Raw genomic sequence first — 26,992 nt, 5'->3', positions numbered from 1 at the left:
AGGCCAGCGCCAGCCCGGTGTGGCCGCCATGTCAGTTGCCAAGGAGTGAGTTCGTCTGTCGACCGCGATTCTCACCGGTGCGCCGGTCGCCGGCTCGTCTCTCGAGGACGACCTGCGGTCGCTGGGTTTTGACGTGCGTACGGCGGCCGCCTCCACCGCGGTGGGGGCGGAGCTCGCCGCCGTCCCGGTGCGCGAGCGGGTGGCCCTCGTCGATCCCCGCTTCGTCGGCCACGTCCACGCCCTGCGCCTGACCCTGACCGACCCCCGCTTCCCCGCCGCCGCCGCCCCCGGTGCGCTCACCGTCCAGCCCGAGGCTCGCCCGGCGCTGGTCCGCGCGGTGGCGGCTGCCACCGCCACCGCGTGGGTGGACGGGGTGCCGGGGGCCGCTTCGGCCCCTGGGGCTCCCGCTTCGGCCCCCGGGGCTCCCGCTTCGCCCGTCGGGGCTCCCGCTCCGGCCGTCGGCTCCGCCGGCCCGGCGTCGGCCGAGGCCGGCCACGCGGCCACGCCGGGCCGGGCCCCGGCAACGGAGGGCTCGACCTCGGCCGACGTGGTCCCAGCCGCCGGAAGCGCCGAGCGGGCGCAGCCGCGTGCGGGCGTAGCCACGCGTACCGGCGCCGCCGGACAGGACGTGGCCATTGCCGACGCGCTCGACGCAGCAACCCCCTCCGGTGCCGAAACGGCCGAGGCCGGCCACGCGGCCATGCTGAGCCCGGCCTCCGCGGCCGACGGACCGGCGACCGGCACCGGCGTTCTCGTGGACGACATCGCCGCTCTCCTCGACGCCGAAGGCGTCCCCCCGCACCGGCCCGAGCTCGGGGTGCTCGTCGCCGCCGTGCCCGTGGACGACGACGCCCGGGCGCAGGCGCGGGCGGCCACAGACGCCGTGGACGAGGAGAAGGTGCGGCTGCGCACCGCCGTCAAGTCGCGGGACGGGTTCTTCACCACCTTCTGCGTCAGCCCCTACTCCCGCTATATCGCCCGCTGGTGCGCCCGGCGCGGGCTGACCCCGAATCAGGTCACCACCGCCTCCCTGCTCACCGCCATCGTCGCGGCGGCCTGCGCCGCCACCGGCACCCGGCCCGGGTTCATCTCTGCCGGGGTGCTGCTGATCGCCTCGTTCGTGCTGGACTGCACCGACGGCCAGCTGGCCCGCTACTCGCTGCAGTACTCCACGCTCGGCGCCTGGCTGGACGCGACGTTCGACCGGGCCAAGGAGTACGCCTACTACGCGGGCCTCGCCCTCGGCGCCGCCCGGGCCGGCGGTGGCGATGACGTATGGGCGCTCGCGCTCGGCGCCATGGTGCTGCAGACCTGCCGCCATGTCGTGGACTTCTCGTTCAACGAGGCCAGCCACGACGCCACCGCCAACACCAGCCCCACCGCCGCCCTCTCCGACCGCCTCGACAGCGTCGGCTGGACGGTCTGGCTGCGCCGGATGATCGTGCTGCCGATCGGTGAGCGCTGGGCGATGATCGCCGTGCTGACCGCGTTGACCACGCCCCGGATCACCTTCTACGTGCTGCTCATCGGCTGTGCGCTGGCCGCCTGCTACACCACCGCCGGCCGGGTGCTGCGCTCGCTGACCCGCCGGGCCCGGCGTACGGACCGGGCCGCGCGTGCCCTGGCGGACCTCGCCGACTCCGGGCCCCTGGCCGAGCTGGTCGCCAAGGCGTCCGGCCGCGGGGCGTTCCCGTACCGGGCGCCCGGCCTGGCCGCGTTCGGTGCCGCGCTGTTGCTCTCGCTCGCCGCCGTGCTCGACATCGGCTCCTGGGCCTTGCCCGCGGCCGCCCTCGGCTACGCCGTCTGCTCGGGCATCGCGGTCGGCGCGCCCCTCAAGGGCCCGCTCGACTGGCTGGTGCCGCCGCTCTTCCGCGCCGCCGAATACGGCACGATCCTGATCCTGGCGGCCCGCTCGGAGGTTAACGGTGCCTTGCCGGCGGCTTTCGGACTGGTTGCCGCGGTCGCCTACCATCACTACGACACGGTGTACCGCATCCGCGGTGGCACCGGTGCGCCTCCGCACTGGCTGGTGCGGGCGATCGGCGGGCACGAGGGGCGGATCCTGGTGGTCACGGCCGCCGCTGCCCTGCTGTACGAGCAGAACCAAGGTTTCACCATCGCGCTGACCGCTCTCGCGGCGGCCCTCGCGCTGGCGGTGCTCATCGAGAGCATCCGCTTCTGGGTGTCCTCCGGAGCACCCGCCGTACACGACGAAACAGGAGAACCCGCATGATCGGCCTCGTGCTGGCGGCCGGCGCCGGACGGCGTCTGCGTCCCTACACCGACACCCTCCCCAAGGCCCTGGTGCCTGTCGACGGCGACACGACCGTCCTCGACCTGACCCTCGGCAACTTCGCGGAGGTCGGCCTGACCGAGGTCGCCATCGTCGTCGGCTACCGCAAGGAGGCCGTGTACGAGCGCAAGGAGGCCCTCGAGCAGAAGTACGGCCTCAAGCTCACGCTGATCGACAACGACAAGGCCGAGGAGTGGAACAACGCCTACTCTCTGTGGTGCGCCCGTGACGCGATCAAGCACACCGTGATCCTCGCCAACGGCGACACCGTGCACCCGGTCTCCGTCGAGAAGACCCTGCTGGCCGCGCGCGGCAACGGGCAGAAGATCATCCTTGCCCTGGACACGGTGAAGCAGCTCGCCGACGAGGAGATGAAGGTCGTCGTGGACCCCGCCAAGGGCGTCCAGAAGATCACCAAGCTGATGGACCCGGCCGAGGCGACCGGCGAGTACATCGGCGTCACCCTCATCGAGGGCGAGGCCGCGGCCGACCTCGCCGACGCGCTGAAGACCACCTTCGAGCGCGACCCCGACCTCTACTACGAGGACGGCTACCAGGAGCTGGTCAACCGCGGCTTCAAGGTCGACGTGGCCCCCATCGGCGACGTCAAGTGGGTTGAGATCGACAACCACGACGACCTGGCGAAGGGCCGTGAAATCGCGTGCCAGTACTGACGAGGCTCATCCCCTCGCCGCTCGTCGTCGACATCCGACCGGGCGCTCTGGACGATCTGGCGGCGGTCCTCGCGGACCAGCGGATCTCCTCCTCCGGCAAGCTGGCCGTCGCGATCAGCGGCGGCTCCGGCGCCGTGCTGCGCGAGCGGCTGGCGCCGGCCCTGCCGGGCGCGAGCTGGTACGAGGTCGGCGGCGGCACGCTGGATGACGCGATCAAGCTCGCCGACGCCATGAAGTCGGGGCACTACGACGCGGTCGTGGGCCTGGGCGGCGGAAAGATCATCGACTGTGCGAAGTTCGCCGCGGCGCGCATCGGCCTCCCGCTGGTGGCCGTCGCCACGAACCTCTCGCACGACGGTCTGTGCTCACCGGTCGCCACCCTCGACAACGACGCGGGCCGCGGCTCGTACGGAGTGCCCAACCCGATCGCCGTGGTCATCGACCTCGATGTGATCCGGGAGGCGCCCGTCCGCTTCGTCCGCTCCGGGATCGGCGACGCCCTCTCCAACATCTCCGCGGTCGCGGACTGGGAGCTGGCCAACCGGGAGAAGGGCGAGCAGATCGACGGCCTCGCGGCCGCGATGGCGCGTCAGGCCGGCGAGGCCGTGCTGCGCCACCCCGGCGGCGTCGGCGAGGACGGTTTTCTGCAGGTGCTGGCCGAGGGGTTGGTGCTCACCGGGATCTCGATGTCGGTCGCGGGGGACTCCCGCCCGGCCTCCGGTGCCTGCCATGAGATCAACCACGCCTTCGACCTCCTCTTCCCCAAGCGCGCGGCGAGCCACGGCGAGCAGTGCGGTCTTGGCGCCGCGTTCGCGATGCATCTGCGCGGGGCCCACGAGGAGTCGGAGTTCATGGCCGAGGTGTTGCACCGGCACGGACTGCCCGTGCTGCCCGAGGAGATCGGCTTCACCGTGGACGAGTTCGTCCAGGTCGTGGAGTTCGCTCCGAAGACCCGCCCCGGGCGCTACACCATCCTCGAGCACCTTGACCTCTCATCCGACGCGATCAGGGACGCATACGCCGACTATGCCAAAGCAGTCAGTCAAGCCATCAGTGGCTGAACTCCGCCCGGTCGTTCACCCCGAGGGGGTGAAGGACCGGCGGAGCGGTGAGCACTGGGCCGGGCGCCTGTACATGCGAGAGATCTCGCTGCGCTGCGACCGGTACCTGGTGAACACCAGGATCACCCCCAACCAGCTCACCTATCTGATGGTGGTCGCGGGCGTCCTGGCGGGCGCGGCACTTCTGGTGCCGGGCCTGGCCGGGGCGCTGCTCGGCGCCGTCCTCATCCAGATCTATCTGCTGCTGGACTGCGTCGACGGCGAGATCGCGCGCTGGCGCAAGCAGACCTCGATAACCGGCGTCTATCTCGACCGGATCGGCCACTACCTCTCCGAGGCGGCCCTGCTGGTCGGGTTCGGCGTCCGGGCGGCGGACGTCTTCGGCGACGGCGGCCCCGAATGGCTGTGGGCCTTCCTCGGCACGCTCGCCGCTCTCGGCGCGATCCTCATCAAGGCCGAGACCGATCTGGTGGATGTGGCGCGCGCCCGCAGCGGGCTGCCGGCCGTGAAGGACGAGGCGTCGGTGCCGCGTTCCTCGGGCCTCGCGGTAGCCCGTAAGGCCGCGGCGGCGCTCAAGTTCCACCGGCTGGTCGGTGGCGTGGAAGCGTCGCTTTTCATCCTGTTTGTCGCGATTCTCGATCTGGTCCGGGGTGACATCTTCTTCACCCGGCTGGGCGTAGCGGTACTCGCCGGTATCGCCATCGTGCAAACGCTTCTTCACCTGGTGTCCATCCTCGCGTCGAGCAGGCTCAAGTGACCGAAGGCACTATGCGGGTCGGAGCGGTTGTCCTGACGATGGGCAACCGCCCCGAGGAGCTGCGCGCGCTGCTCGATTCGGTCGCCAAGCAGGACGGCGACCCGATCGAGGTGGTCGTCGTGGGCAATGGCTCGCCGCTGCCCACGCTCCCCGACGGCGTACGGACCGTCGAGCTGCCCGAGAACGTGGGCATCCCGGCGGGCCGCAATGTCGGCATCGAGGCGTTCGGACCGGGCGGCTCCGAGGTCGATGTGCTGCTCTTCCTGGACGACGACGGGCTGCTGCCGGGCACGGACACGGCCGAGCTGTGCCGTCAGGCGTTCGCCGCCGATCCGAAGCTCGGCATCATCTCGTTCCGTATCGCGGACCCCGAGACCGGTGTCACCCAGCGTCGCCATGTGCCCCGGCTGCGCGCCTCCGACCCCCTGCGGTCGTCCCGGGTGACCACCTTCCTGGGCGGTGCCAACGCGGTCCGCACCACCGTGTTCCAGCAGGTCGGAGGGTTGCCGGACGAGTTCTTCTACGCCCATGAGGAGACCGATCTCGCCTGGCGGGCGCTGGACGCCGGATGGATGATCGACTACCGGTCGGACATGGTGCTGCACCATCCGACCACCGCGCCGAGCAGGCACGCGGTCTACCACCGGATGGTCGCCCGCAACCGGGTCTGGCTGGCCCGGCGAAACCTTCCCGCCCTGCTCGTTCCCGTCTATCTGGGTGTCTGGCTGCTGCTCACACTGGCCAGGCGTCCCTCCAAAACCGCACTTCGGGCCTGGTTGGGAGGGTTCCGGGAAGGCTGGAAGACACCGTGTGGTCCACGCCGCCCCATGAAGTGGCGTACGGTATGGCGCCTGACCCGACTGGGCCGACCTCCTGTCATCTGACAAGCTCGTATCCGAAGAGCATCGGGCGCGACCCGGGGCGCGGCCCCGCTCAGCGCACCCTGAAGACGAAAGTGTCAACTGTGAGCGAGACTACGCACGACGGTGCGGTCGCCGTGAGTGCCCCGCCATCACCCGACGACGGCCTGTCCCCGGCCGAGCTGGCGAAGAAGTACGGCCTTTCGGTGAGCGGCGCCCGGGTGAGCTTCGGCGAGTACATCCGCCAGATGTGGGGCAGGCGTCACTTCATCCTGGCCTTTTCGCAGGCCAAGCTCACTGCTCAGTACAGCCAGGCCAAGCTCGGTCAGCTGTGGCAGGTGGCGACCCCGCTGCTGAACGCCGCGGTGTACTTCTTCATCTTCGGTCTCCTGCTGGGCGGCAGGGGCGGGATGGAGAACGACATGTACATCCCGTTCCTGGTGACGGGTGTGTTCGTCTTCACCTTCTCGCAGAACTCGGCCATGGCCGGGGTGCGGGCGATCTCCGGGAACCTGGGCCTGGTGCGGGCGCTGCACTTCCCGCGCGCCTCGCTCCCGATCTCCTTCTCGCTTCAGCAGCTCCAGCAGTTGCTGTTCTCGATGATCGTGCTGGTCGTCGTGCTGCTGGGATTCGGGCACTTCCCGGCCCTGGCCTGGCTGCTGATCATCCCGGTGCTGCTGCTGCAGTTCGTCTTCAACACCGGTCTGGCGCTGATCATGGCTCGGATGGGGGCCAAGACTCCGGACCTGGCGCAGCTGCTGCCGTTCATCCTGCGTACCTGGATGTACGCGTCCGGCGTGATGTATCCGCTGGAGCACATGCTTCAGAAGGCGGGGGCGCACTCCTGGGTCTCCGACCTGCTGCTGGCCAACCCGGCGGCGGTCTACATGGACCTGATGCGGTATGCCGTGATCAACGACTACACCTCGGCGAACCTGCCGCCGCATGTCTGGGCGCTGGCTCTGGGCTGGGCCGCGCTCGTCGGCGTCGGCGGCTTCGTGTACTTCTGGAAGGCAGAGGAGCAGTACGGCCGTGGCTGAGCAGACTCTCGACAAAGCCGCCCAGACGGGCGATGCCCCCTCGGCGGCCCCCAACGGGGCGCGGGTGCCCACCGTCATCGCCGACGATCTGCACATCGTCTACCGCGTCAACGGCGGCCCCAAGGGCCGGGGCAGCGCCACCGCCGCCCTCAGCCGCATGCTGCGCCGTAAGAGCGCCCCGGGTATGCGCGAGGTGCACGCCGTGCGCGGTGTCACCTTCGTCGCCTACAAGGGCGAGTCCATCGGTCTGATCGGCTCCAACGGCTCCGGCAAGTCGACCCTGCTGAAGGCCGTCGCGGGACTGCTGCCCGCCGAGCGCGGCAAGGTCTACACCGATGGCCAGCCCTCGCTGCTCGGTGTGAACGCGGCGCTGATGAACGACCTGACCGGTGAGCGGAACGTCATACTCGGCGGACTGGCCATGGGTATGTCGCGGGAGCAGATCCGCGAGCGCTACCAGGGCATCGTGGACTTCTCGGGCATCAACGAGAAGGGCGACTTCATCACGCTGCCGATGCGGACGTACTCCTCCGGCATGGCGGCCCGGCTGCGCTTTTCGATCGCCGCTGCCAAGGACCACGATGTGCTGATGATCGACGAGGCGCTGGCGACCGGTGACCGGAAGTTCCAGAAGCGCTCCGAGGCCCGTATCCGCGAGCTCCGCAAGGACGCCGGGACGGTCTTCCTCGTCAGCCACAACAACAAGTCCATCCGGGACACCTGCGACCGGGTGCTGTGGCTGGAGAAGGGCGAGCTGCTGATGGACGGCCCGACCGACGAGGTCATCAAGGCGTACGAGAAGGAGACGGGCAAGTAGCCGTCTTCCGCACCCCGCGAAGGACAAGGCCCCGCCGGAACGATCCGGCGGGGCCTTGTCGTAGGTGTATCCGTGCCGCCCGCCCCCGGATCTGTTGTGGTGGACAGCCGGCATACGGCCGTGACGGCCTCGGGGGGCACCTTGCGATTCCATCTGATCGACCGCGTCGACGCGTCCGCGGGGGGCGGTGGCGCGAAGCGCGTAGTGATCACCGGCATCGGGCTGCTCACCGCGCTCGGCGCGGGGCAGCGGCAGACCTGGCGGGGGCTGCTGGAAGGACGCACCGGGGTCGGACCGGTCCGCGGCTACGACCCGGCCTCGTTCCGACTTCCGCTGGCCGCCGAGATCGAGGACTTCGACCCCACCGCGTATGCGCCCCGGCGCGCGCTGCGCACCACCACCCGCAACGACCAGCTGGCCATCGCGGGCGCCGCGCTCGCCGTCCGCGACTCCGGCCTGGACTTCGCAGCCTACGACCCCGAGCGGGCCGCCGCGTTCGTCGGCGGCGCCAAGGAGACGTCCCATCTGCTGACTGGCAGCCTCGTCGCCCGGGGGCCGGACGGCCGCGCCGGCCTCGCGCTGCTGGGCGAGCGCGCCTTCGCCGTATCCCGGCCGCTCTCCTCCGTGGCGGGCCGCCGGTCCACCGTGCTCCCTCACCTCTCCGCCGCGTACGGACTCAAAGGCCCCAACACCTGTTTCCATGGCACGGCGGACGCGAGCGCCACCGCCATCGGCCGCGCCTACCGGTCCGTGCGGGCGGCGCGGCGCAGGTGGCCCTCGCGGGGGGCTGCGACGACGCGGCGCCGTGGTGGGCGGCATCCACGATGGACGGCCTCGGCGGGCTCAGCACCCGTGACGACCTGGGGAGGCGGGCCTTCCGGCCGTACGACGCGGACCGCTCCGGCTCCGTACTCGGCGAGGCCGCGGCCTTCCTGGTGCTGGAGGAGTACGAGGCCGCGTGCCGCCGCGACGCCCATCTCTACGCCGAGATCCGCGGCTTCGGCTCCACCCTGGACAGCGCCCGGTTGCTCGCCCCTGCCGAGGACGGCGCAGCGCTGACCACGGCGGTCCGGCGCGCTCTGGAGGAGGCCCGCACCGTCCCCGAGGACGTCGACTACGTGGCCACGCACGGTTGCGCCACCCGGCTGGGCGACCTGAGCGAGGCGAGGGCGCTGCGGGCAGTCTTCGGCGGGTCCCGACCCCGGCCGGTGGCCAGCAGCGTCAAACCCGCGACCGGCCATCTGGGCGCCGCCGCAGGGGCGTTGGGCGCCGCCGTCGCCGCGCTGGCCATCGACTACGGCGCGGTGCCGCCGACGCTCAACCTCGACCGGCCGGACCCGGACTGCCAGGCCCTGGACTGGGTGCCCCATCAGGCCCGCGACCTCCCCGTGCGCCACGCGGTAGCGGTGGCCCGTGGACTCGAGGGACAGCAAGTCGCCCTGGCGCTGGCGGCGGTGGAGCCGACATGGTGACGTACGTGGCATGAGCGGTTGTGGAGCCAACTGTTGAATGATGGAGTCCGCAAAAAGGGGAGCCGTAGCGATGGATGACGAGCAGGCCGAATTGTTGGGGAGACTGTCCGACGCTCTCGGTCCGGTGCGCGCGGTGTTGTCGATAATCCGCAGGCGCTCTTCAGAGAAAATGCTTCTCGTCATGGTGCGGGCGAGAATGCGGAAGACGTGCGGGAGGGCGGGGAGGGCGAGGCCCGCGGGAGCCATTCGGCTCACGCTTCTCGGCTGTGACCCGGCAGCTCACCGCGAAGGCCCGCAGGCCGGCCGCCCGGATATGGGAGACCAGGGCGGTATCGCTCTTGGGAATTCCTCCCTGCTCCTGCAAAATCCTCTTCAGATGGGCAAGGCAGCGTGAGCGGATCGGCCCGAGTGATCCCCGCGGCATGCCGAGTGTCTCGCTGATCTCGTCGTAGGACAGCGGCGGATCCGTCACCATCAGACCGAGCAGCGCCTGGCATTTCGGAGTCAGTGAGCCGAAGGCGCTCAGTACTTCGTCGTCGCGCTCGCGGGCCAGCGCGAGATCCTCCGGCTGTTCTCCCGAGGTCTCGGGGCGGTCGAACGCCTCGGCGCCGCCGACGGGCACGCTGCGCCCCGCCTTCTCCAGGTGTTTCAGGCTTTCCCGCCGGGCCGACGTGGAAATCCACTGGGTCAGCCGGTCGTGCGAGCGGAGCTTGTCCAGATGCTGGACCACGCGCAGCCAGGTCGCCTGGCTCACATCCGCGCAATCGGCCGTGCTGAGTCGATGAGAGCGGGCGATGGCCCAGATCAGCGGTGCGTACCGCTCGACGATCCGATTCCAGCAGTCCTGGTCCCCAGCAAGACAGCCGTCCACCAGATCGTGCGATGACCGTGCGTACACCTATCCCCCCGTATTCCTATTTGTGCTCCTGATGGAACGGGTTGCATATGCCCTTTCCGTGAGGCGTAGCGATCAGGAACTGGAACTCAATTTCACCTCCGCTACGCATGTTTACTATAGGGCGGCGTGGACCGCGGATGTCAACTGTTCCCTGTCGGGTAGTCAAGGTTGATTCACTCTTCGCACGAATGAGCCGCGAATGGACGTCCGAGGATCTTCCGTAACGGTCCGGACCGGCAGGCCCGGGGCACCCGAGGCGGACCCGGGAGGGGCCGGTGCGGGGCCTCCGGTGGCCCACGGTCAGGCCGGTGAACGGGGCGGTGAACCGAAGGCGCCGCCGCTGCCGGTGTTCACTAAACGGAGGCGCTGTATCGTGTGCCTGTACGCCGGGTTGTCGACCGGCGTCGAGCGGCGGGGTATCTGGGAGGGGGACGCGTGTCGCCAGGGGAAGCGCACGTAGCGCCGTACTCACGGCGCGAGCGGCTGCGCATCGCGACCATCCGTGAAATCAAGGACGTCGCTCGGACGCTCCTGGTACAGGAGGGCCCGGAAAATGTGACCATCCGGGCCATCGCGCGTGAGATGGGCATGACCGCGCCGGCCGTCTACCGCTACTTCAGCAGCCGGGACGCGCTCATCCTTCAGCTGCGCGTGGACATCTTCGAGGAAATGGCCCGCTTCATGCGCGGGGTCCTCGGACAGCACCCCGAGGAAGAGTCCGGCCGCAGACTGATCGGCGGCGCCCGCGCGCTGCGCGTCTGGGCCATCAAGCACCCCCATGAGTTCGGGCTCATCCTCGGGCCGTGGGCGCCGGGCCTGGGCCGGGAGGAGACCAAGCCGGACCGCCATATGGGCTGGGTCTTCGGCTCCGTCTTCTCCGATCTGGTCTCCGACCTGTGGCGGCTGCGGGGCTTCCCGGCCCCCGCGGAGGACGAGCTCGCCCCCGGGCTCGCCCGCTCGCTGGCGGCGCTCAGCGAGGACCAGTGCGTGGACATGCCGCCGGGTGCCATCGCCGTGATGCTCCGCTGCTGGGTGCGGCTGTACGGGGTGATCTCCATGGAGGCGCTCGGCCATATGTCCTTCGCCCTGGCGGAGGGCCAGTCCTTCTTCGAGTTCGAGCTGCGCGATCTGTGCGCGGTGCTGGGCATCTCCGAGTTCTACGAAGAGGTCGGCTGAAGAGCCTGCTGAAAGGCCTGCTGAAGAGCCCTGCTGAACAGGTCACCAAGCGGTCACCCAGCGGTCACATGGGCGAGGTCACGGACGGGTGTAGCCCCGCACGTGTGTACACCGAGGGGCGTAAGCTGTAGCAATGCCCGTCCGGATCATGTCGAAACCGGACCCTTGTCCCCTGTTCGGGGGCTCGGGGCCGGACGCCCTTGACATGGCGGCGCGGCGTGTCCGGATCGTGCCGACCAACCGGTGTAGAACGGGGGATGTGACGGCATTGGCTACACGGCCCATCTCCAGCGCTGCCGCGGGGCCCGGTCGCCGGGGTCTGCGTGGCGTCCTGGTGCTCGCCCGTACGCCAGGCTGTCCACGGTGACCGTGGCGGACGAGCGCAGCGGGGGACCCCATACCACGTCGATGAGCCCGGCCGGCCGGCGGGAAGCCACCCGTGCCGTGCTCGACAAGGCCGCACACGAGAACTTTCCCGTCGCCCCCTTCTTCGTGCCCCGGTCCTGGCGCGCCGATCTCATGGCCGTCTACGGCTACGCCCGGCTGGTCGACGACATCGGTGACGGCGATCTGCCGCCCGGCGGCGCCGACGCCGAGCTGCTCGGGCTCGACCGCGACCGGGCGGACGACGCGCTCGCCATGCTCGATGCGTTCGAGGCCGATCTGGAGCGGGTCTTCCAGCCGTCCGGGGAGCCGCGTCACCCCCTGCTGCGCGCGCTGCGCCCCACCGTCCGCCGTCATGGGCTCACCCCCGCGCCCTTCCGCGGCCTGATCGAGGCCAACCGCCAGGATCAGCGGGTCCGGCGGTACGCCACGTACCAGGAGCTCCTGGACTACTGCGAGCTGTCCGCCAACCCGGTGGGGCGGCTCGTCCTCGGCATCACCGGCACCGCGAGCCCCGAGCGGATCCGCCGCTCCGACGCGATCTGCACCGCCCTGCAGATCGTCGAGCATCTGCAGGATGTCGCCGAGGACCTGCGCCGGGACCGCGTCTATCTGCCCGCGGAGGACATGAAACGCTTCGGGGTGACCGAGGCCGACCTCGCCGCCCCCCGGGGCGGCGCATCGGTGCGCGCACTGGTCGCGTACGAGGCGAAACGCGCCGTGGCCCTGCTGAATGAAGGCACCCCCCTGGTGGGTAGCGTCCACGGCAGGCTCAAGGTGCTGCTCGCCGGATTCGTGGCCGGGGGGCGGGCCGCCTTGCGGGCGGTCGCGGCCGCGGGACATGACGTACTCCCTGGACCGCCCAGGCCCACCAAGCTCAGCCTGCTGCGCGAGGTGGGGGCGACACTGCGAAGAGAGGGGTGAGCCGGACCGTGAACGGATCTCCGCACGCGTCCGCGCCAGTGCTCGCGGCGTACCGCTACTGCGAGGCCGTGACCGGGCACCAGGCCCGCAACTTCGCCTACGGCATCAGGCTGCTGCCGACCGAGAAGCGCCACGCGATGTCGGCGCTCTACGCCTTCTCCCGCCGCATCGACGACATCGGCGACGGCCCCCTCGGCCCCGACGCCAAGCGGGCCCGGCTCGCCGACGCCCGCGCCCTGCTCGGCCGGATCCGCGGCGGCGGGATCAAGGAGGACGACACCGACCCGGTCGCCGTGGCGCTCGCGCACGCCGCGCACCGCTTCCCGATCCCGCTCGGCGGACTCGACGAGCTGATCGACGGCGTGCTGATGGATGTCGCCGGGCAGACCTATGAGACCTGGGACGACCTCAAGGCCTACTGCCGCTGTGTGGCGGGCGCCATCGGACGCCTCTCGCTCGGTGTGTTCGGCACCGTGCCCGGCGCGGGCCACAGCGAGGACGAGCTCGGGCGCGCCCCGGAGTACGCCGACACGCTCGGGCTCGCCCTCCAGCTGACCAACATCCTCCGGGACGTCCGCGAGGACGCCGCCGCCGGGCGCACCTACCTGCCCTCCGACGACCTCGCCAAATTCGGCTGTTCCGCCGCGTTCCGCAGCTCCACCGCCCCGCCGGACGCCGACTTCACCGGACTGGTGCACTTCGAGGTCCGGCGGGCCAGGGCGCTGTTCGCCGAGGGCTTCCGGCTGCTGCCCATGCTGGACCGGCGCAGCGGCGCGTGTGTGGCCGCCATGGCGGGCATCTACCGCAGACTTCTCGAGCGCATCGCCCGTGACCCCGCGGCCGTCCTGCGCGGCCGCGTTTCGCTGCCCGGCCGCGAGAAGGCATATGTCGCCGTGCGCGGGCTGGCCGGGCTCGACGCCAGAGCCGTCGCACGCCGCGGCGCCGGGAGGCCGGTATGACGGACTCCCCGACGCCCCCCGCGCCGGGGGCGGGCCCCGCTGCCGGCCCGGCTCCGGCCGCGAACCCCGGCTCGACCGCCGGCCCCGCGCCGGGGACGAACTCCACCCCGGCCGCGAGCCCCCATTTCGGCGGTGAGCGCATGCCCTGCGGCGCCGGGCGGCTCCACGCGGACGACCGGGGGCCCCGGACCGCCGGTGCCGGGGCGGGGCGCCCAGCGCCGCGCGGGCCCGCCACGGCCGTGGTGATCGGCGGCGGACTCGCGGGGACGGCCGCGGCGCTCGCGCTCGCCGACGCCGGGCTGCGGGTCACGCTGCTCGAGGGGCGGCCGAGGCTCGGCGGTCTCGCCTTCTCCTTCCACCGCTCCTCCCCGGCGGGCGAGCTGACCGTCGACAACGGCCAGCATGTCCATCTGCGCTGCTGCACCGCCTACCAGTGGTTCCTGGAAAGGGTCGGTGCCGCCCGACTCGCCCCGCTCCAGGGGCGGTTGGACGTCCCCGTGCTGGATGCGAACGGACGGCGCGGGCGGCGGCTCGGCCGGCTGCGCCGCACCGCCCTGCCGGTCCCGCTGCACCTGTCCGCGAGCCTGTCCACCTACCCCCATCTCTCGCTCGCCGAGCGCGCCCGGGTCGGCCGTGCCGCGCTCGCCCTGGGCCGGCTGGACCCCCAGGACCCGGCGCTGGACGGGGTGGACTTCGCGGGCTGGCTGCGCCGCCACGGCCAGTCGCCGCGCGCCATCGAGGCGCTCTGGGACCTGGTGGGCGTGGCCACGCTCAACGCCACCGCCGAGCACGCCTCGCTGGGCCTCGCCTCGATGGTCTTCAAGACCGGGCTGCTCTCCGAGCCCGGCGCCGCCGACATCGGCTGGGCCCGCGTCCCGCTCGGCGAGCTGCACGACACCCTCGCCCGCGCGGCCCTGGAGGCGGCGGGCGTACGGACGCGGCTGCGCACCCGGGTGACCGGCCTGACCCGTACCCCCGAGGGCCGTTGGAGCGTGCGCACCGGCGAGCGGCCGGGCGAGCCCCTCGACGACGCCGACACCGTCGTCCTCGCCGTACCGCAGCGTGACGCCCACGCCCTGCTCCCCGACGGCGCCCTCGACCATCCGGACCGGCTGCTGGGCATCGGCACCGCGCCCATCCTCAATCTGCATGTGATCTACGACCGCACGGTGCTGCGCCTCCCCTTCTTCGCCGCGCTCGGCTCCCCCGTCCAGTGGGTCTTCGACCGTACGGCGGCCTCGGGGCTCAGGGACGCGCCCCGGGCCGGGGACAGCCAGTACCTGGCGGTGTCGCAGTCGGCGGCGCACGAGGAGATCGACCGCCCGGTCGCCGAGCTGCGCACCCGCTATCTGCCCGAGCTGGAGCGGCTGCTGCCGCCCGCCCGCGGCGCCCGGGTGCGGGACTTCTTCGTCACCCGGGAGCGCACCGCCACCTTCGCCCCCGTCCCCGGCGTCGGACGGCTGCGGCCGTCCGCCCCCACCAACGCGCCCGGCCTCTACCTGGCCGGTGCGTGGACCGCCACCGGCTGGCCCGCGACCATGGAGGGCGCCGTGCGCAGCGGTCTTTCCGCCGCCCGCGCGGCCCTCTCCGACTTCGGCCGCCCGCATCTGAATCCGCTCCCCGCCCCCGGCGGGGGGACGCCCAAGGAGGCGGCATGAGCACGACCACAGATAACAGAGGAGAGACCGTGACCCCGGCGACCCCAGCTGTCGACACCTCAGGCGTCATGGCGCTGCTGGAGCGCGGACGCACGCTCGCCACGCCGGTGCTGCGCGCCGCCGTGGGCCGACTGGCCCCGCCCATGGACACCGTCGCCGCCTACCACTTCGGCTGGATCGACGCCGAGGGCAACCCGGCCGAGGGCGACGGCGGCAAGGCCGTCCGTCCCGCGCTCGCGCTGCTGTCGGCCGAGGCGGCGGGCGCCGCCCCGGAGACCGGGGTGCCCGGCGCGGTCGCCGTCGAGCTGGTGCACAACTTCTCGCTGCTCCACGACGATCTGATGGACGGTGACGAGCAGCGCCGCCACCGTGACACCGTATGGAAGGTGCACGGCCCGGCCCAGGCCATCCTCGTCGGGGATGCCCTCTTCGCCCTGGCCAACGAAATACTGCTGGAGCTCGGGACCGCGGAGGCCGGGCGGGCGGCCCGCCGGCTCACCTCCGCGAGCCGAAAGCTGATCGACGGCCAGGCCCAGGACATCAGCTACGAGCACCGTGAGCGGGTCACCGTCGAGGAGTGCCTGGAGATGGAGGGCAACAAGACGGGCGCGCTGCTGGCCTGCGCCGCCTCCATCGGCGCCGTCCTCGGCGGTGCCGACGACCGCACCGCCGACACCCTGGAGCGCTACGGCTACCACCTCGGGCTCGCCTTCCAGGCCGTGGACGACCTCCTCGGCATCTGGGGCGACCCGGAGGCGACGGGCAAGCGGACCTGGAGCGATCTGCGCCAGCGCAAGAAGTCCCTGCCCGTGGTCGCGGCCCTGTCCGCGGGCGGCCCCGACTCCGAGCGCCTGGCCCGGATCCTCGCCGCCGACGCGCACAAGCCGGACGCCGAGTTCGCCGACTTCTCCGAGGAGGAGTTCGCCACCCGGGCGGCGTTGATCGAACAGGCCGGCGGCCGGGACTGGACCTCCCAGGAGGCCCGCCGACAGCACGCGACCGCGATGGAGGCCCTCGACTCGGTGGACATGCCCGACCGGGTACGGGAGCGGTGCGTGGCGCTCGCCGACTTCGTCGTCGTACGGGAGAGGTGACCCCCATCGACCGCGCATAGCTCGCAGTCGCCGGCCGGCGCCCAGCCGGGGTGCCGGCCGACGGAGACCCCAACGACGGCAGAGTGACACTGCAGAGGGGAAGCCATGACAGCGACCACTATCCATCCCTCCGAGCCATCCGAGTCCGAGACCTTAGTGCTCGCCCGTGAGGCGACGGCGCGCGCGGTGGACCATCTGCTGTCCCGTCAGGACGAGCGCGGCTGGTGGAAGGGCGACCTGGAGACCAACGTCACCATGGACGCCGAGGACCTGATGCTCCGGGAGTTCCTCCGCGTCCAGGACCCCGCCACGCTCGACGCCGCGGCCCGTTACCTCCGCGCCCAGCAGGGCCCGGACGGCACCTGGGCCACCTTCCACGGCGGCCCGCCCGAGCTCTCCACCACCATCGAGGCGTATGTCGCCCTGCGGCTCGCCGGGGACGAGCCCGACGCGCCCCATATGGCCGCCGCCTCCGCATGGGTACGGGCCCGGGGCGGCATCGCGAACAGCAGGGTCTTCACCCGTATCTGGCTGGCCCTCTTCGGCTGGTGGCGCTGGGAGGACCTGCCCGAGCTGCCGCCGGAGATCATCTACTTCCCCAAGTGGTTCCCGCTCAACATCTACGACTTCGGCTGCTGGGCGCGGCAGACCATCGTGCCGCTCACCATCGTCTCGGCCCACCGCCCGGTGCGCCCGGCCCCCTTCCCCCTCGACGAGCTGCACACCGACCCCCGCCGGCCCAATCCGCAGCGCCCCCTGGCCCCCGCCACCTCCTGGGACGGCGCCTTCCAGCGCCTCGACCGCGCCCTGCACGCCTACCGCAAGGTCGCCGTCCGGCCGCTGCGCCGGGCCGCCCTGCGGTCCTGCGCCCGCTGGATCGTGGAGCGCCAGGAGAACGACGGCTGCTGGGGCGGCATCCAGCCACCCGCCGTCTATTCGGTGATCGCCCTCCACCTCCTCGGCTACGACCTCGACCACCCGGTGATGCGCGCCGGGCTGGCCTCGCTCGACCGCTTCGCCGTCTGGCACGAGGACGGCAGCCGGATGATCGAGGCATGCCAGTCCCCGGTCTGGGACACCTGCCTGGCCACCATCGCGCTCGCCGACGCCGGACTCGACTCCGCCCACCCGGCGCTGGTCAAGGCCGCCGACTGGATGCTCGCCGAGCAGATCGACCGGCCCGGCGACTGGTCCGTGAAGCGGCCCGCCGTGCCCTCCGGCGGCTGGGCGTTCGAATTCCACAACGACAACTACCCGGACATCGACGACACCGCCGAGGTCATCCTGGCGCTGCGCCGGGTCGACCACCCCGAGCCCGAGCGGATCGAGGCGGCCGTGCGGCGCGGGATGCGCTGGACGCTCGGCATGCAGTCCAAGAACGGCGCCTGGGGAGCCTTCGACGCCGACAACACCAGCTCGCTCCCCAACCGGCTGCCGTTCTGCGACTTCGGGGAGGTCATCGACCCGCCGTCGGCCGATGTCACCGCTCATGTGGTGGAGATGCTCGCCCACGAGGGGCGGTCCTACGACGCCCGCACCCGGCGCGGTATCGACTGGCTGCTGGCCGAGCAGGAGCCCAGCGGGGCCTGGTTCGGCCGCTGGGGCACCAACTACGTCTACGGCACCGGCTCCGTCGTCCCCGCCCTCGTCAGCGCCGGGGTCCCCGCCTCCCATCCGGCGGTCCGCCGCGCGGTGCGCTGGCTGGAGAGCGTGCAGAACGAGGACGGCGGCTGGGGCGAGGACCAGCGCTCCTACCCCGATCCCGAGTGGATCGGCCGGGGCGCCTCCACCGCCTCGCAGACCGCGTGGGCGCTGCTCGCGCTGCTGGCGGCGGGGGAGCGGGAGAGCAAGGCCGTCGAGCGCGGGGTCACCTGGCTGGCCGCCACCCAGCGGGACGACGGGTCCTGGGACGAGCCGTACTTCACCGGCACCGGCTTCCCCTGGGACTTCTCCATCAACTACCACCTCTACCGGCAGGTCTTTCCGCTCACGGCGCTCGGGCGGTATGTCCACGGCGAGGCCACCGGGGCACGTCCGCGGAGCTTCTGATGTCCGCCGAGCCGGCCCCGGGCCCCGGCGGCGCGCCGCTGCTGATCGCCTGCGCGCTCGGCATCGAGCGGTTCGCCCTGCGGGGCGCCGACCTCGGGGCCGCCGCCGGGTCCGTGACCGTCCTGCGGACGGGCATGGGGCCGCAGTCGGCCGAGCGCGTCGTGAGCCGGGCGCTGTCGGGAGCGAGCGAAGGGACCGGCGAAGCCGGGGGACCGGGGCGCCAGGGGCCGTCGCACACCGCCGTCATCGCCACCGGCTTCTGCGCCGGGCTGGCCCCCGGGATGCACCCGGGGGACCTCGTCGTGGCCGACGAGACCCGTGACCGGGCGGGCCGCACCCCCTGCACCGGCAGCCGGATCCTCTCCGATGCCCTGTCATCTCTCCAGCGGACGGGCCCCGGGCGGTCCGTCCACCTCGGCCCGGTCGTCGGGTCCGGCCATGTCGTGCGCGGCGCCGAGCGGGCCGCGCTGCACAGCACCGGCGCGATCGCGGTGGACATGGAGTCCGCCGCGACCCTGCGCACCGCTGTGCGCCACGGCGTCCGTGCGGTTGCGGCCGTACGGGTGATCGTGGACGCTCCTGAACATGAGCTCGTCCGTATCGGGACACTGCGCGGTGGAATATCGGCGTTCCGGGTACTACGGACTGTCCTTCCCGCTTTCTTTCACTGGCACCGTTCTTCGCTACTCCCAGGAGGTGAGCTCGATGGCCATGCCACTCCGCCAGACCGTCCGGGTCGCGACGTATCTCTTTGACCAGAAGGTGATCAAGCGGCGGGACAAGTTTCCGCTGATCGTGGAGTTGGAGCCGCTCTTCGCGTGCAATCTCGCATGCGAGGGCTGCGGCAAGATCCAGCATCCGGCTGGCGTGCTCAAGCAGCGCATGCCGGTCGCGCAGGCCGTGGGCGCGGTGCTGGAGTCCGGCGCCCCGATGGTCTCCATCGCGGGCGGTGAGCCCTTGATGCATCCGCAGATCGACGAGATCGCACGGCAGTTGGTGGCCCGGAGGAAGTACGTCTTCCTGTGCACCAACGCGATGCTCTTGCGCAAGAAGATCGACCTGTTCGCCCCCTCTCCGTATTTCGCCTTCGCGGTGCACATCGACGGGCTGCGGGAGCGGCACGACGAATCGGTGGCGAAGGAAGGGGTTTTCGACGAGGCGGTGGCGGCCATCAAGGAGGCGAAGCGGCGCGGCTTCCGGGTCACCACCAACTCCACCTTTTTCAACACCGACACCCCGCAGACCGTCATCGAGGTGCTCAATTTCCTCAATGACGACCTCAAGGTGGACGAAATGATGATTTCGCCCGCCTACGCCTATGAGAAGGCGCCCGACCAGGAGCACTTCCTGGGCGTCGAGCAGACCCGTGAGCTGTTCAAGAAGGCGTTCGCGGGAGGCAACCGCCGACGCTGGCGGCTCAACCACAGCCCGCTCTTCCTGGACTTCCTGGAAGGCAAGACGGACTTCCCGTGCACCGCCTGGGGCATCCCCAACTACTCGCTCTTCGGCTGGCAGCGACCCTGCTACCTGATGAGCGACGGCTATGTCCCGACCTACCGCGAGCTGGTCGAGGAGACCGACTGGGACAAGTACGGCCGCGGCAAGGACCCGCGCTGTGACAACTGCATGGCCCACTGCGGCTATGAGCCCACCGCCGTCCTGGCGACCATGGGCTCTCTCAAGGAGTCGCTGCGCGCGGCCCGTGAGACCGCCACGGGAGGCCGGTGACCCCATGAGCCCAGGAGAACCGGTCTCACTCGGCCTGCCCGCCCTGCCGGGCAGGCCGCTCGCACCGCGCCGCCCCTCCCGCCGCCTCCAGGTCGGATCGGTAGCGGTGGGCCGGGATGCCCCGATCTCCGTGCAGTCGATGACGACGACGGTGACGGCGGACATCGGCGCGACGCTGCAGCAGATCGCGGAGCTGACCGCGTCGGGGTGTCAGATCGTCCGGGTGGCCTGCCCGTCACAGGACGACGCCGAGGCGCTGCCGGTGATCGCGAGGAAGTCGCAGATCCCGGTGATCGCGGACATTCACTTCCAGCCGAAGTACGTCTTCGCGGCGATCGACGCCGGGTGCGCCGCGGTGCGGGTGAACCCCGGGAACATCCGCCGGTTCGACGACAAGGTCAAGGAGATCGCCAAGGCGGCCTCGGACGCGGGTGTGCCGATCCGCATCGGAGTGAACGCGGGGTCGCTGGACAAGCGGCTGCTGGAGAAGTACGGCAAGGCCACCCCCGAGGCGCTGGTGGAGTCGGCCCTGTGGGAGTGCTCGCTGTTCGAGGAGCACGGCTTCAGGGACATCAAGATCTCGGTCAAGCACAACGACCCGGTGGTGATGGTCCGCGCCTACCGGCTGCTCGCGGAACAGTGCGACTATCCGCTCCACCTGGGCGTCACCGAGGCCGGCCCCGCCTTCCAGGGAACCATCAAGTCGGCGGTGGCGTTCGGCGCGCTGCTGGGTGAGGGCATCGGCGACACGATCCGCGTCTCGCTCTCGGCCCCTCCGGCGGAGGAGGTCAAGGTCGGCATCCAGATCCTGGAGTCGCTGAACCTGCGCCGGCGCCGGCTGGAGATCGTCTCCTGCCCGTCCTGCGGCCGTGCCCAGGTGGACGTCTACAAGCTGGCCGACGAGGTCACCGCCGGTCTGGAGGGCATGGAGGTGCCGCTGCGGGTCGCCGTCATGGGGTGTGTGGTGAACGGTCCGGGTGAGGCGCGCGAGGCGGATCTGGGGGTGGCGTCCGGCAACGGCAAGGGCCAGATCTTCGTCAAGGGCGAGGTCATCAAGACCGTCCCGGAGTCGAAGATCGTGGAGACCCTGATCGACGAGGCCATGAACATCGCGCGGCGCATGAAGGACGAGGGGGGCCCGTCGGGTACCCCGGACGTCACCGTGGGCTGACACCCGAGGAGGGGATCCGAGCATGCCGTTGTTGGAGAACATCCGGGGCCCGCACGACCTCAAAGCGCTGACGAGCGAGGAACTGGCCGTACTCGCCGAGGAGATCAGGCACTTCCTGATCACCGCGGTGGCCAGGACCGGAGGCCATCTGGGGCCGAATCTCGGCGTGGTCGAGCTGTCCATGGCCCTGCACCGCGTCTTCGACTCGCCGACCGACCGCATCCTGTGGGACACCGGCCACCAGGCTTACGTCCACAAGCTGCTCACCGGCCGTCAGGACTTCTCCAAGCTCCGCCACAAGGGCGGTCTGTCCGGCTACCCGTCACGGGCCGAGTCCGAGCACGACGTCATCGAGAACAGCCATGCCTCCACCGTGCTCGGCTGGGCCGACGGCCTCGCCAAGGCCAACGAGGTCCGGGGCCGCGCCGACCGGCATGTCGTCGCGGTCATCGGCGACGGCGCGCTGACCGGCGGAATGGCCTGGGAGGCGCTCAACAACATCGCCGCCGCCCGGGACCGCCCGCTGATCATCCTCGTCAACGACAACGAGCGCTCCTACGCCCCGACCATCGGGGGTCTCGCCAACCACCTCGCGACCCTCCGTACCACCGACGGTTACGAGCGCTTTCTGGCCTGGGGCAAGGAGGTGCTCCAGCGCACCCCGGTGGTCGGCCAGCCGCTGTACGGATCGCTGCACGGCGCCAAGAAGGGGTTCAAGGACGCCTTCGCGCCCCAGGGCATGTTCGAGGACCTGGGGCTGAAGTACCTGGGGCCCATCGACGGCCATGACACCGAGGCCGTCGAGTCGGCCCTGCGCCGCGCCCGGCGGTTCCACGGCCCCGTCCTGGTCCACTGCCTCACCGAGAAGGGCCGCGGCTACCGGCCCGCGCTGGAGGACGAGGCCGACCGATTCCACACCGTCGCCGCGATGGACCCACTCACCTGCGCGCCCCTCATCCCTTCCGGTGGCCGGTCGTGGACCTCGGTGTTCGGCGAGGAGATGGTGCGGATCGGGGCCGAGCGCCCCGAAGTGGTCGCCCTCACGGCCGCGATGCTCGACCCCGTCGGCCTCACGCCCTTCGCCGAGGCGTACCCGGAGCGCGTGTGGGACGTCGGCATCGCCGAGCAGCACGCGGCGGTCTCGGCGGCCGGCCTGGCGACGGGCGGACTGCATCCGGTCTTCGCCGTCTACGCCACCTTCCTCAACCGCGCCTTCGACCAGCTGCTGATGGATGTGGCACTGCATCGCTGCGGGGTCACCTTCGTCCTCGACCGGGCGGGCGTGACCGGTACGGACGGGGCCTCGCACAACGGCATGTGGGACATGTCCGTCCTCCAGGTGGTGCCGGGCCTGCGGATCGCCGCCCCGCGCGACGCCGACCAACTCCGCGCCCAGCTGCGGGAGGCGATCGACGTGGACGACGCGCCGACCGTCATCCGCTTCCCCAAGGAGTCGGTCGGCGCGCCCATCCCGGCGCTTCGCCGCGCCGGCGGGATGGATGTGCTGCGCGAGGCTGAGGCCGAGGGCCCGGGCGAGGACGTCCTGCTCGTGGTCGCCGGGGTCATGGCCCCGGTCGGGCTGCGCGCCGCCGAGCTGCTGGCCGAACGCGGGATCCGCTGCACGGTGGTCGATCCGCGCTGGGTCAAGCCCGTCGACCCGGAGCTCCCCGGGCTCGCGGCGCGCCACCGGGTGGTGGCCGTCATCGAGGACAATGTGCGCAGCGGCGGGGTGGGCGCGGCGGTCGCCCAGGCGCTGCGCGACGCCGATGTCGATCTGCCGGTACGGACGTTCGGCATCCCCGAGGCCTTCCTGCCCCACGCCAAGCGCGGGGAACTGCTGGCCGACATCGGGCTCACTCCGGCCGAGATCGCCGGCCGGATCGGGGCCGCCCTCGCCCGTATCGATGTGAGCCGCGCGGACGGGCTCCGCACCGTCGCCGCCAAGGAGAGCCAGGGATGACAGCAGCCGAGCAGCGTTCGGGGTTCGACCTCGGGAAGCTTCTGGCCGAGCGCGCCAGTGAGCGATACGAACTGCACACCCGGCATCTCAACCATCAGCTGCCGCGCATGCTGCGCACCCTCGGCTTCGACAAGGTCTACAAGCGGGCCGAGGGCGCGTACTTCTGGGACGACGAGGGCCAGGACTACCTCGATATGCTCGCGGGCTTCGGGGTGATGGGCCTGGGCCGCCACCACCCTGTCGTCCGCAAGGCGCTGCATGACGTCCTGGACGCCGACCTCGCCGATCTGACCCGCTTCGACTGCCAGCCGCTGCCCGGTCTGCTCGCCGAGCGGCTGCTGAGCCACGCCCCGCATCTGGACCGGGTCTACTTCGGCAACAGCGGTACGGAGGCCGTCGAGACCGCCCTGAAGTTCGCCCGCTGTGCGACCCGTAAGCCACGCATCCTGTACTGCGCGCACGCCTTCCACGGGCTGACCACCGGCTCGCTGTCGGTCAACGGGGAGGACGGCTTCCGCAAGGGGTTCGCCCCGCTGCTGCCCGACACGGCGGTCGAACTGGGCGATCTGGCAGCGCTGGAGCGGGAGTTGGCGCGCGGGGACGTAGCCGGGTTCGTCGTCGAGCCGATCCAGGGCAAGGGCGTGCACGAGGCGCCGCCCGGCTATCTGCTCGCCGCGCAGGAGCTGCTCCACCGACACAAGGCGCTGCTCATCGCCGACGAGGTGCAGACGGGGCTCGGCCGCACCGGGGACTTCTTCGCCTACAGCCACGAGGACGGCGTCGAACCGGATCTGGTGTGTGTGGCCAAGGCGCTGTCGGGTGGCTATGTGCCGGTCGGAGCCACCCTCGGCAAGGACTGGATCTTCAAACGCGTCTACTCCTCGATGGACCGCGTGCTGGTCCACTCGGCGAGCTTCGGCGCCAACGCGCAGGCGATGGCCGCCGGGCTCGCCGTCCTGGCCGTGATGGAGGACGAGCAGATCGTCGTGAACGCCCGCCGCACCGGCGGGCTGCTGCGCGACCGCCTCACCGCGCTGGTGGACCGCTATGAGCTGCTGCACGACGTACGCGGCCGTGGGCTGATGATCGGTATTGAGTTCGGCAAGCCGTCCTCGCTGGGGCTGCGCAGCCGCTGGGCGATGCTGCAGGCGGCGCGGAAGGGGCTGTTCGCGCAGATGGTCGTCGTACCGCTGCTGCAGCGTCATCGCATCCTCACCCAGGTCTCCGGCGACCATCTGGAGGTCATTAAGCTGATTCCGCCGCTGATCATCGGCGAGCGGGAAGTGGACCGCTTTGTCGAGGCGTTCACGGCGGTGATGGACGACGCACACGGGGGCGGCGGTCTGATGTGGGAGTTCGGCCGGACTCTCGTCAAACAGGCGGTGGCGCACCGCTGATCCGATGGGGGACCGAAAAGTGATGGACGCGAAGGCGGTACGGGGCGTCAACGCGATGACGGCGGCATGGTCGCGTGCCGCCGTGAAGGACGAGGGCACGGTCTTCGCCGCCGCCGGGGTCTGGCCGCTGCTGGCGCTGCTCGCGGGCGCCGCCGGCGGCCCGGCCCGCGCGGAGCTGGAACGCGCCCTGGGCACCGGTGCGGACGGTGCGACCACCCTGGGCCGCGAGGTGATCGAGGCGCTCGCGGGGCTGGAGGGTGTCGACGCCGCCACCGGGCTGTGGACCCGTCAGGAACTCCCGGTGCGGCCGGAGTGGGAGGCGGAGCTGCCGCCCGGGGTGCGCGGGACGCTGACCGGGGACACCGCGCGGGACCGCAAGGAGCTGGACGCGTGGGCGTCCCGGCGGACCGGCGGTGAGATCGGCCAGATGCCGGTCCCGCTGACCCCGGACACCCTGCTGGTCCTGGCCGGGGCGCTGATGGTGAAGACCACCTGGGTGCAGCCGTTCAAGGAGGGCTGGATGCGGCCGTCGAGCGGGCCGTGGGCGGAGCGGCAGCTGGCCGGTCTGACCCGGACCACCACGGATCTCGACGGAACGCTCCGGGTCGTCCCCGACACCCCCGCCGGGCCGCTGACCCTCTCCGGGGTCTCGGGCGACAACGGCCTCGATGTCCACCTGGTGCTCGGCGCCGAGGACGTCCCGGGCGGCGAGGTGCTGGAAGCGGGGATCGCCGCGCTCGGCGGTGGCTACGAGGGGCTGCCCGGCTCGGCACTGCCGCTCGGCGAGGCCGGGCCCGGCGTGAAGGTCATGGAGGTCACGAGCTGGGACCCCACCCCCTCGCTCGTCCTCAACACCCCGCAGTTCACCGTGCGGGCCCGGCACGATCTGCTGCGCCACGCCGATCTGTTCGGGCTCCGTACCGCTCAGGACGACTCCCGGGGGCACTTCCCGGGCATCAGCCCCACCCCGCTGGCGGTCTCCTCCGGACAGCAGACCATCACGGCCGCGTTCAGCCCCGAGGGGTTCTTCGCGGCCGCGGTGACCGCGTTCTCGATGGGCGTGGGCTCGGCGCCGCCGGCGGAGAAGGCGAAGCTGGTCAGCGTCAGGTACGAGCGCCCGTTCGGCTTTCTGGCCGTGCACCGCGCCACCGGTCTGGTGCTGACGGCGGGGTGGGTCACCGAGCCCGAACGGGAGCCGGAGCCGCAGCACGGTGCCAACCGCCCCTGGGGGCTGCCGGCCCGGGGCCCCCGGCTGCCCGGGCACCCCGGGTGAGCAGGGCTCTCAGCCGGTGAGCAGCCGCTCCCGCAGCCGCTCGCGCTGCGGAGCGGTGAGCCCGAGGCCCTCGGTGAGATAGCGCTCGGTACCGCCCCAGGTCTCCTCGATCGTCTCGAAGGCCGCCGCCAGATATTCGGCGCGGGCGTCAAAGAGTGGGTGGAGCAGCGCCAGCACCTCCGGTGACATGGGGTCGGTCCCGTCCGCCGAGTTGCCCTTGCGCCAGATCTTGTAGCGGCGGTGGGCGGCGGCCGACTCCAGATAGTCGGCCTCGATGGCCTCCCGGTCGACGCCGAGGGCGAGCAGGGTCACCGCGATCGACAGCCCCGCCCGATCCTTCCCAGCCGAACAGTGCATCAGCACCGGCGAGCTGTCCTCCGCGATGGCGCTGAGCACCCGGCCGTGCTCGACGATGCGGCTGGTGATGATGGCCCGGTAGGAGCCGATCATCCGCTTCTCGGCCCGCCCGTCGTCGAGCAGCCCCCGCAGGGTGTTCAGATCGCCCTCGCGCACCATGGTCCAGAACCCGGCGCCGTCGGCCGGATCGGACAGCGGGAGATTGACGTTCCGTACGCCCCGGAGCGTGACGTCCGGGCCCTCCAGCTTGATGTCGGCGGCGTTGCGGAAGTCGAAGACGGTGTGCAGCCCGAGCGAGTCGAGGAAGGCCGTGTCGGCCTCGGTGGCATGGGCGAGATGACCGCTGCGGAACAGCACACCGGGTCGTACGCGCCGGCCGTCGGCGGCCTGCAGCCCGCCGAGGTCACGGAAGTTGCGTACCCCCACCAGCTCGGATCCGGTCTGGGGGGCCTGCGGGGCGTACCCCCGGACGGAGTCTGGGCGTGGCTGCTGCGTCACGGGCACTCCTTCGCGTTCGGCCGCCGGAACGCCGCTCATCGGCGAGGCGGGCTCTGCTGACCATACGACATGGGTTCCTGGGGCAATCAGTGTCGATGAGTGTGCGGATCCATTGCCGCCCCGGGCACGCTCCCCGATCATGTGAAGGTCTGTTGGGAACTGGGGGAGAATGATGATTGGTATCAGCGGAAATGACCGAGTATGGGTAATCTCGGGGCGGCGCAGCGACTATGCCTCCACCTCACCGATCACGATGAACCGCTCCACCTCCACCGGGGCCCGGGAATCACGGTCGGCGAGGTGTACAGCTGCGCAAGCCGGCGCCACCCGGCCCGGGTGATGGCCGCCTGGGGCACCGACAGCCCCCACGCCATGGGCAGCGCACGTGTCAGCTCGCTGCGGTTCCGCTTCGCCGGCGCGATGGCCGGCGTGCTGGGCCTCGGCGGTGATCCGACCCGGTGGAGCGAGGCCGAACGCGCCGAGGCCCGCGAC

23 protein-coding genes and 1 pseudogene are annotated in these 26,992 nt (G+C 71.4%); 22 read left to right on the top strand and 2 right to left on the bottom strand.

Annotated features, from left to right (window positions below; all coding sequences use genetic code 11):
- Window positions 1–133: 133 nt before the first annotated feature.
- The 9 genes and pseudogenes from ABZU99_RS07995 to ABZU99_RS07955 all read left to right on the top strand — a co-directional run bounded on the left by ABZU99_RS07995 (window position 134) and on the right by ABZU99_RS07955 (window position 8,974).
- Window positions 134–2,233, top strand: coding sequence for a DUF5941 domain-containing protein (locus ABZU99_RS07995; protein ID WP_356043854.1), 2,100 nt, complete (start codon window positions 134–136; stop codon window positions 2,231–2,233).
- Window positions 2,230–2,967 (top strand): phosphocholine cytidylyltransferase family protein, encoded by a 738-nt coding sequence (locus ABZU99_RS07990; protein ID WP_355940735.1) that lies wholly within the window; start codon window positions 2,230–2,232, stop codon window positions 2,965–2,967. The genes ABZU99_RS07995 and ABZU99_RS07990 overlap by 4 nt, the downstream gene beginning before the upstream one ends.
- Window positions 2,955–4,028: an iron-containing alcohol dehydrogenase family protein gene (locus tag ABZU99_RS07985; protein ID WP_355940738.1), complete on the top strand. Its 1,074-nt coding sequence runs from the start codon at window positions 2,955–2,957 to the stop codon at window positions 4,026–4,028. Before ABZU99_RS07990 ends, ABZU99_RS07985 begins: the two co-directional genes overlap by 13 nt.
- The gene (locus ABZU99_RS07980) at window positions 3,994–4,785 is read left to right on the top strand and encodes a CDP-alcohol phosphatidyltransferase family protein (protein ID WP_356043850.1); all 792 of its coding nucleotides are present in this window, start codon (window positions 3,994–3,996) and stop codon (window positions 4,783–4,785) included. The genes ABZU99_RS07985 and ABZU99_RS07980 overlap by 35 nt, the downstream gene beginning before the upstream one ends.
- An 11-nt stretch (window positions 4,786–4,796) precedes the next feature.
- Window positions 4,797–5,669: a glycosyltransferase gene (locus ABZU99_RS07975; protein WP_355941518.1), complete on the top strand. Its 873-nt coding sequence runs from the start codon at window positions 4,797–4,799 to the stop codon at window positions 5,667–5,669.
- Between the two features lie 80 nt (window positions 5,670–5,749).
- Window positions 5,750–6,685, top strand: a complete 936-nt coding sequence (locus tag ABZU99_RS07970) for an ABC transporter permease (protein ID WP_356043848.1) — start codon at window positions 5,750–5,752, stop codon at window positions 6,683–6,685.
- Window positions 6,678–7,502: an ABC transporter ATP-binding protein gene (locus tag ABZU99_RS07965; protein ID WP_356043846.1), complete on the top strand. Its 825-nt coding sequence runs from the start codon at window positions 6,678–6,680 to the stop codon at window positions 7,500–7,502. The genes ABZU99_RS07970 and ABZU99_RS07965 overlap by 8 nt, the downstream gene beginning before the upstream one ends.
- A gap of 72 nt (window positions 7,503–7,574) precedes the next feature.
- Window positions 7,575–8,401, top strand: a pseudogene (locus ABZU99_RS07960) (beta-ketoacyl synthase N-terminal-like domain-containing protein); the annotation flags it as partial.
- A gap of 36 nt (window positions 8,402–8,437) precedes the next feature.
- Window positions 8,438–8,974: a hypothetical protein gene (locus ABZU99_RS07955; protein ID WP_356043908.1), complete on the top strand. Its 537-nt coding sequence runs from the start codon at window positions 8,438–8,440 to the stop codon at window positions 8,972–8,974.
- A 160-nt stretch (window positions 8,975–9,134) separates the two neighbouring features.
- On the opposite strand, the gene ABZU99_RS07950 is transcribed toward ABZU99_RS07955, so the two are convergent.
- Window positions 9,135–9,872 (bottom strand): sigma-70 family RNA polymerase sigma factor, encoded by a 738-nt coding sequence (locus ABZU99_RS07950; protein WP_356043844.1) that lies wholly within the window; start codon window positions 9,870–9,872, stop codon window positions 9,135–9,137.
- 435 nt (window positions 9,873–10,307) lie between these two features.
- On the opposite strand from ABZU99_RS07950, the gene ABZU99_RS07945 reads away from it, so the two are divergent.
- The 12 genes from ABZU99_RS07945 to ABZU99_RS07890 all read left to right on the top strand — a co-directional run bounded on the left by ABZU99_RS07945 (window position 10,308) and on the right by ABZU99_RS07890 (window position 25,645).
- Complete coding sequence (locus ABZU99_RS07945; RefSeq protein ID WP_355940755.1) at window positions 10,308–11,048, top strand: TetR/AcrR family transcriptional regulator; 741 nt, start codon at window positions 10,308–10,310, stop codon at window positions 11,046–11,048.
- A 408-nt stretch (window positions 11,049–11,456) separates the two neighbouring features.
- The gene (gene hpnC / locus ABZU99_RS07940) at window positions 11,457–12,356 is read left to right on the top strand and encodes a squalene synthase HpnC (RefSeq protein ID WP_356043906.1); all 900 of its coding nucleotides are present in this window, start codon (window positions 11,457–11,459) and stop codon (window positions 12,354–12,356) included.
- Window positions 12,353–13,315: a presqualene diphosphate synthase HpnD gene (gene hpnD, locus ABZU99_RS07935; protein WP_356043842.1), complete on the top strand. Its 963-nt coding sequence runs from the start codon at window positions 12,353–12,355 to the stop codon at window positions 13,313–13,315. Before hpnC ends, hpnD begins: the two co-directional genes overlap by 4 nt.
- Window positions 13,312–14,973, top strand: coding sequence for a hydroxysqualene dehydroxylase HpnE (gene hpnE / locus ABZU99_RS07930; protein ID WP_356043839.1), 1,662 nt, complete (start codon window positions 13,312–13,314; stop codon window positions 14,971–14,973). The genes hpnD and hpnE overlap by 4 nt, the downstream gene beginning before the upstream one ends.
- Window positions 14,970–16,067: a polyprenyl synthetase family protein gene (locus ABZU99_RS07925; protein ID WP_355940764.1), complete on the top strand. Its 1,098-nt coding sequence runs from the start codon at window positions 14,970–14,972 to the stop codon at window positions 16,065–16,067. The genes hpnE and ABZU99_RS07925 overlap by 4 nt, the downstream gene beginning before the upstream one ends.
- Before the next feature lie 105 nt (window positions 16,068–16,172).
- Complete coding sequence (shc, locus tag ABZU99_RS07920) at window positions 16,173–18,116, top strand: squalene--hopene cyclase (protein ID WP_356043835.1); 1,944 nt, start codon at window positions 16,173–16,175, stop codon at window positions 18,114–18,116.
- On the top strand, window positions 18,116–18,871 hold the full coding sequence (locus ABZU99_RS07915) for a 1-hydroxy-2-methyl-2-butenyl 4-diphosphate reductase (RefSeq protein WP_356043832.1): 756 nt from the start codon (window positions 18,116–18,118) through the stop codon (window positions 18,869–18,871). The genes shc and ABZU99_RS07915 overlap by 1 nt, the downstream gene beginning before the upstream one ends.
- A complete protein-coding gene (hpnH, locus tag ABZU99_RS07910) occupies window positions 18,822–19,844 on the top strand; it encodes an adenosyl-hopene transferase HpnH (RefSeq protein WP_355940773.1) in 1,023 nt (340 codons plus the stop codon). The genes ABZU99_RS07915 and hpnH overlap by 50 nt, the downstream gene beginning before the upstream one ends.
- Before the next feature lie 4 nt (window positions 19,845–19,848).
- Window positions 19,849–21,015: a flavodoxin-dependent (E)-4-hydroxy-3-methylbut-2-enyl-diphosphate synthase gene (gene ispG, locus ABZU99_RS07905; protein ID WP_356043828.1), complete on the top strand. Its 1,167-nt coding sequence runs from the start codon at window positions 19,849–19,851 to the stop codon at window positions 21,013–21,015.
- 22 nt (window positions 21,016–21,037) lie between these two features.
- On the top strand, window positions 21,038–22,975 hold the full coding sequence (dxs, locus tag ABZU99_RS07900; protein WP_355940779.1) for a 1-deoxy-D-xylulose-5-phosphate synthase: 1,938 nt from the start codon (window positions 21,038–21,040) through the stop codon (window positions 22,973–22,975).
- Window positions 22,972–24,372: an aspartate aminotransferase family protein gene (locus ABZU99_RS07895; RefSeq protein ID WP_356043824.1), complete on the top strand. Its 1,401-nt coding sequence runs from the start codon at window positions 22,972–22,974 to the stop codon at window positions 24,370–24,372. Before dxs ends, ABZU99_RS07895 begins: the two co-directional genes overlap by 4 nt.
- Window positions 24,373–24,376: 4 nt before the next feature.
- Window positions 24,377–25,645 (top strand): serpin family protein, encoded by a 1,269-nt coding sequence (locus tag ABZU99_RS07890; RefSeq protein WP_356043821.1) that lies wholly within the window; start codon window positions 24,377–24,379, stop codon window positions 25,643–25,645.
- 9 nt (window positions 25,646–25,654) lie between these two features.
- Here ABZU99_RS07890 and ABZU99_RS07885 read toward each other — a convergent pair whose 3' ends face one another.
- On the bottom strand, window positions 25,655–26,431 hold the full coding sequence (locus ABZU99_RS07885) for a tyrosine-protein phosphatase (protein WP_356043903.1): 777 nt from the start codon (window positions 26,429–26,431) through the stop codon (window positions 25,655–25,657).
- Between the two features lie 369 nt (window positions 26,432–26,800).
- Here ABZU99_RS07885 and ABZU99_RS07880 point away from each other — a divergent pair.
- Window positions 26,801–26,992 (top strand): hypothetical protein (locus tag ABZU99_RS07880; protein WP_355941579.1); only part of this gene is annotated, 192 nt, incomplete at its 3' end.

This window comes from Streptomyces sp. NPDC005266, assembly GCF_040607655.1.
Classification (GTDB): domain Bacteria; phylum Actinomycetota; class Actinomycetes; order Streptomycetales; family Streptomycetaceae; genus Streptomyces.
This window is presented reverse-complemented; position numbering and strand designations above follow the sequence as displayed.

Excerpts from the sequence above, each read along its gene's own strand:
- ABZU99_RS07990 (WP_355940735.1), top strand. The coding sequence starts at position 2,230 with ATGATCGGCCTCGTGCTGGCGGCCGGCGCCGGACGGCGTCTGCGTCCC.
- ABZU99_RS07980 (WP_356043850.1), top strand. The coding sequence starts at position 3,994 with ATGCCAAAGCAGTCAGTCAAGCCATCAGTGGCTGAACTCCGCCCGGTC.
- ABZU99_RS07975 (WP_355941518.1), top strand. The coding sequence starts at position 4,797 with ATGCGGGTCGGAGCGGTTGTCCTGACGATGGGCAACCGCCCCGAGGAG.
- hpnC (WP_356043906.1), top strand. The coding sequence starts at position 11,457 with ATGAGCCCGGCCGGCCGGCGGGAAGCCACCCGTGCCGTGCTCGACAAG.
- hpnE (WP_356043839.1), top strand. The coding sequence starts at position 13,312 with ATGACGGACTCCCCGACGCCCCCCGCGCCGGGGGCGGGCCCCGCTGCC.
- ABZU99_RS07925 (WP_355940764.1), top strand. The coding sequence starts at position 14,970 with ATGAGCACGACCACAGATAACAGAGGAGAGACCGTGACCCCGGCGACC.
- shc (WP_356043835.1), top strand. The coding sequence starts at position 16,173 with ATGACAGCGACCACTATCCATCCCTCCGAGCCATCCGAGTCCGAGACC.
- ABZU99_RS07915 (WP_356043832.1), top strand. The coding sequence starts at position 18,116 with ATGTCCGCCGAGCCGGCCCCGGGCCCCGGCGGCGCGCCGCTGCTGATC.
- hpnH (WP_355940773.1), top strand. The coding sequence starts at position 18,822 with ATGGCCATGCCACTCCGCCAGACCGTCCGGGTCGCGACGTATCTCTTT.
- ispG (WP_356043828.1), top strand. The coding sequence starts at position 19,849 with ATGAGCCCAGGAGAACCGGTCTCACTCGGCCTGCCCGCCCTGCCGGGC.
- dxs (WP_355940779.1), top strand. The coding sequence starts at position 21,038 with ATGCCGTTGTTGGAGAACATCCGGGGCCCGCACGACCTCAAAGCGCTG.
- ABZU99_RS07895 (WP_356043824.1), top strand. The coding sequence starts at position 22,972 with ATGACAGCAGCCGAGCAGCGTTCGGGGTTCGACCTCGGGAAGCTTCTG.
- ABZU99_RS07890 (WP_356043821.1), top strand. The coding sequence starts at position 24,377 with ATGGGGGACCGAAAAGTGATGGACGCGAAGGCGGTACGGGGCGTCAAC.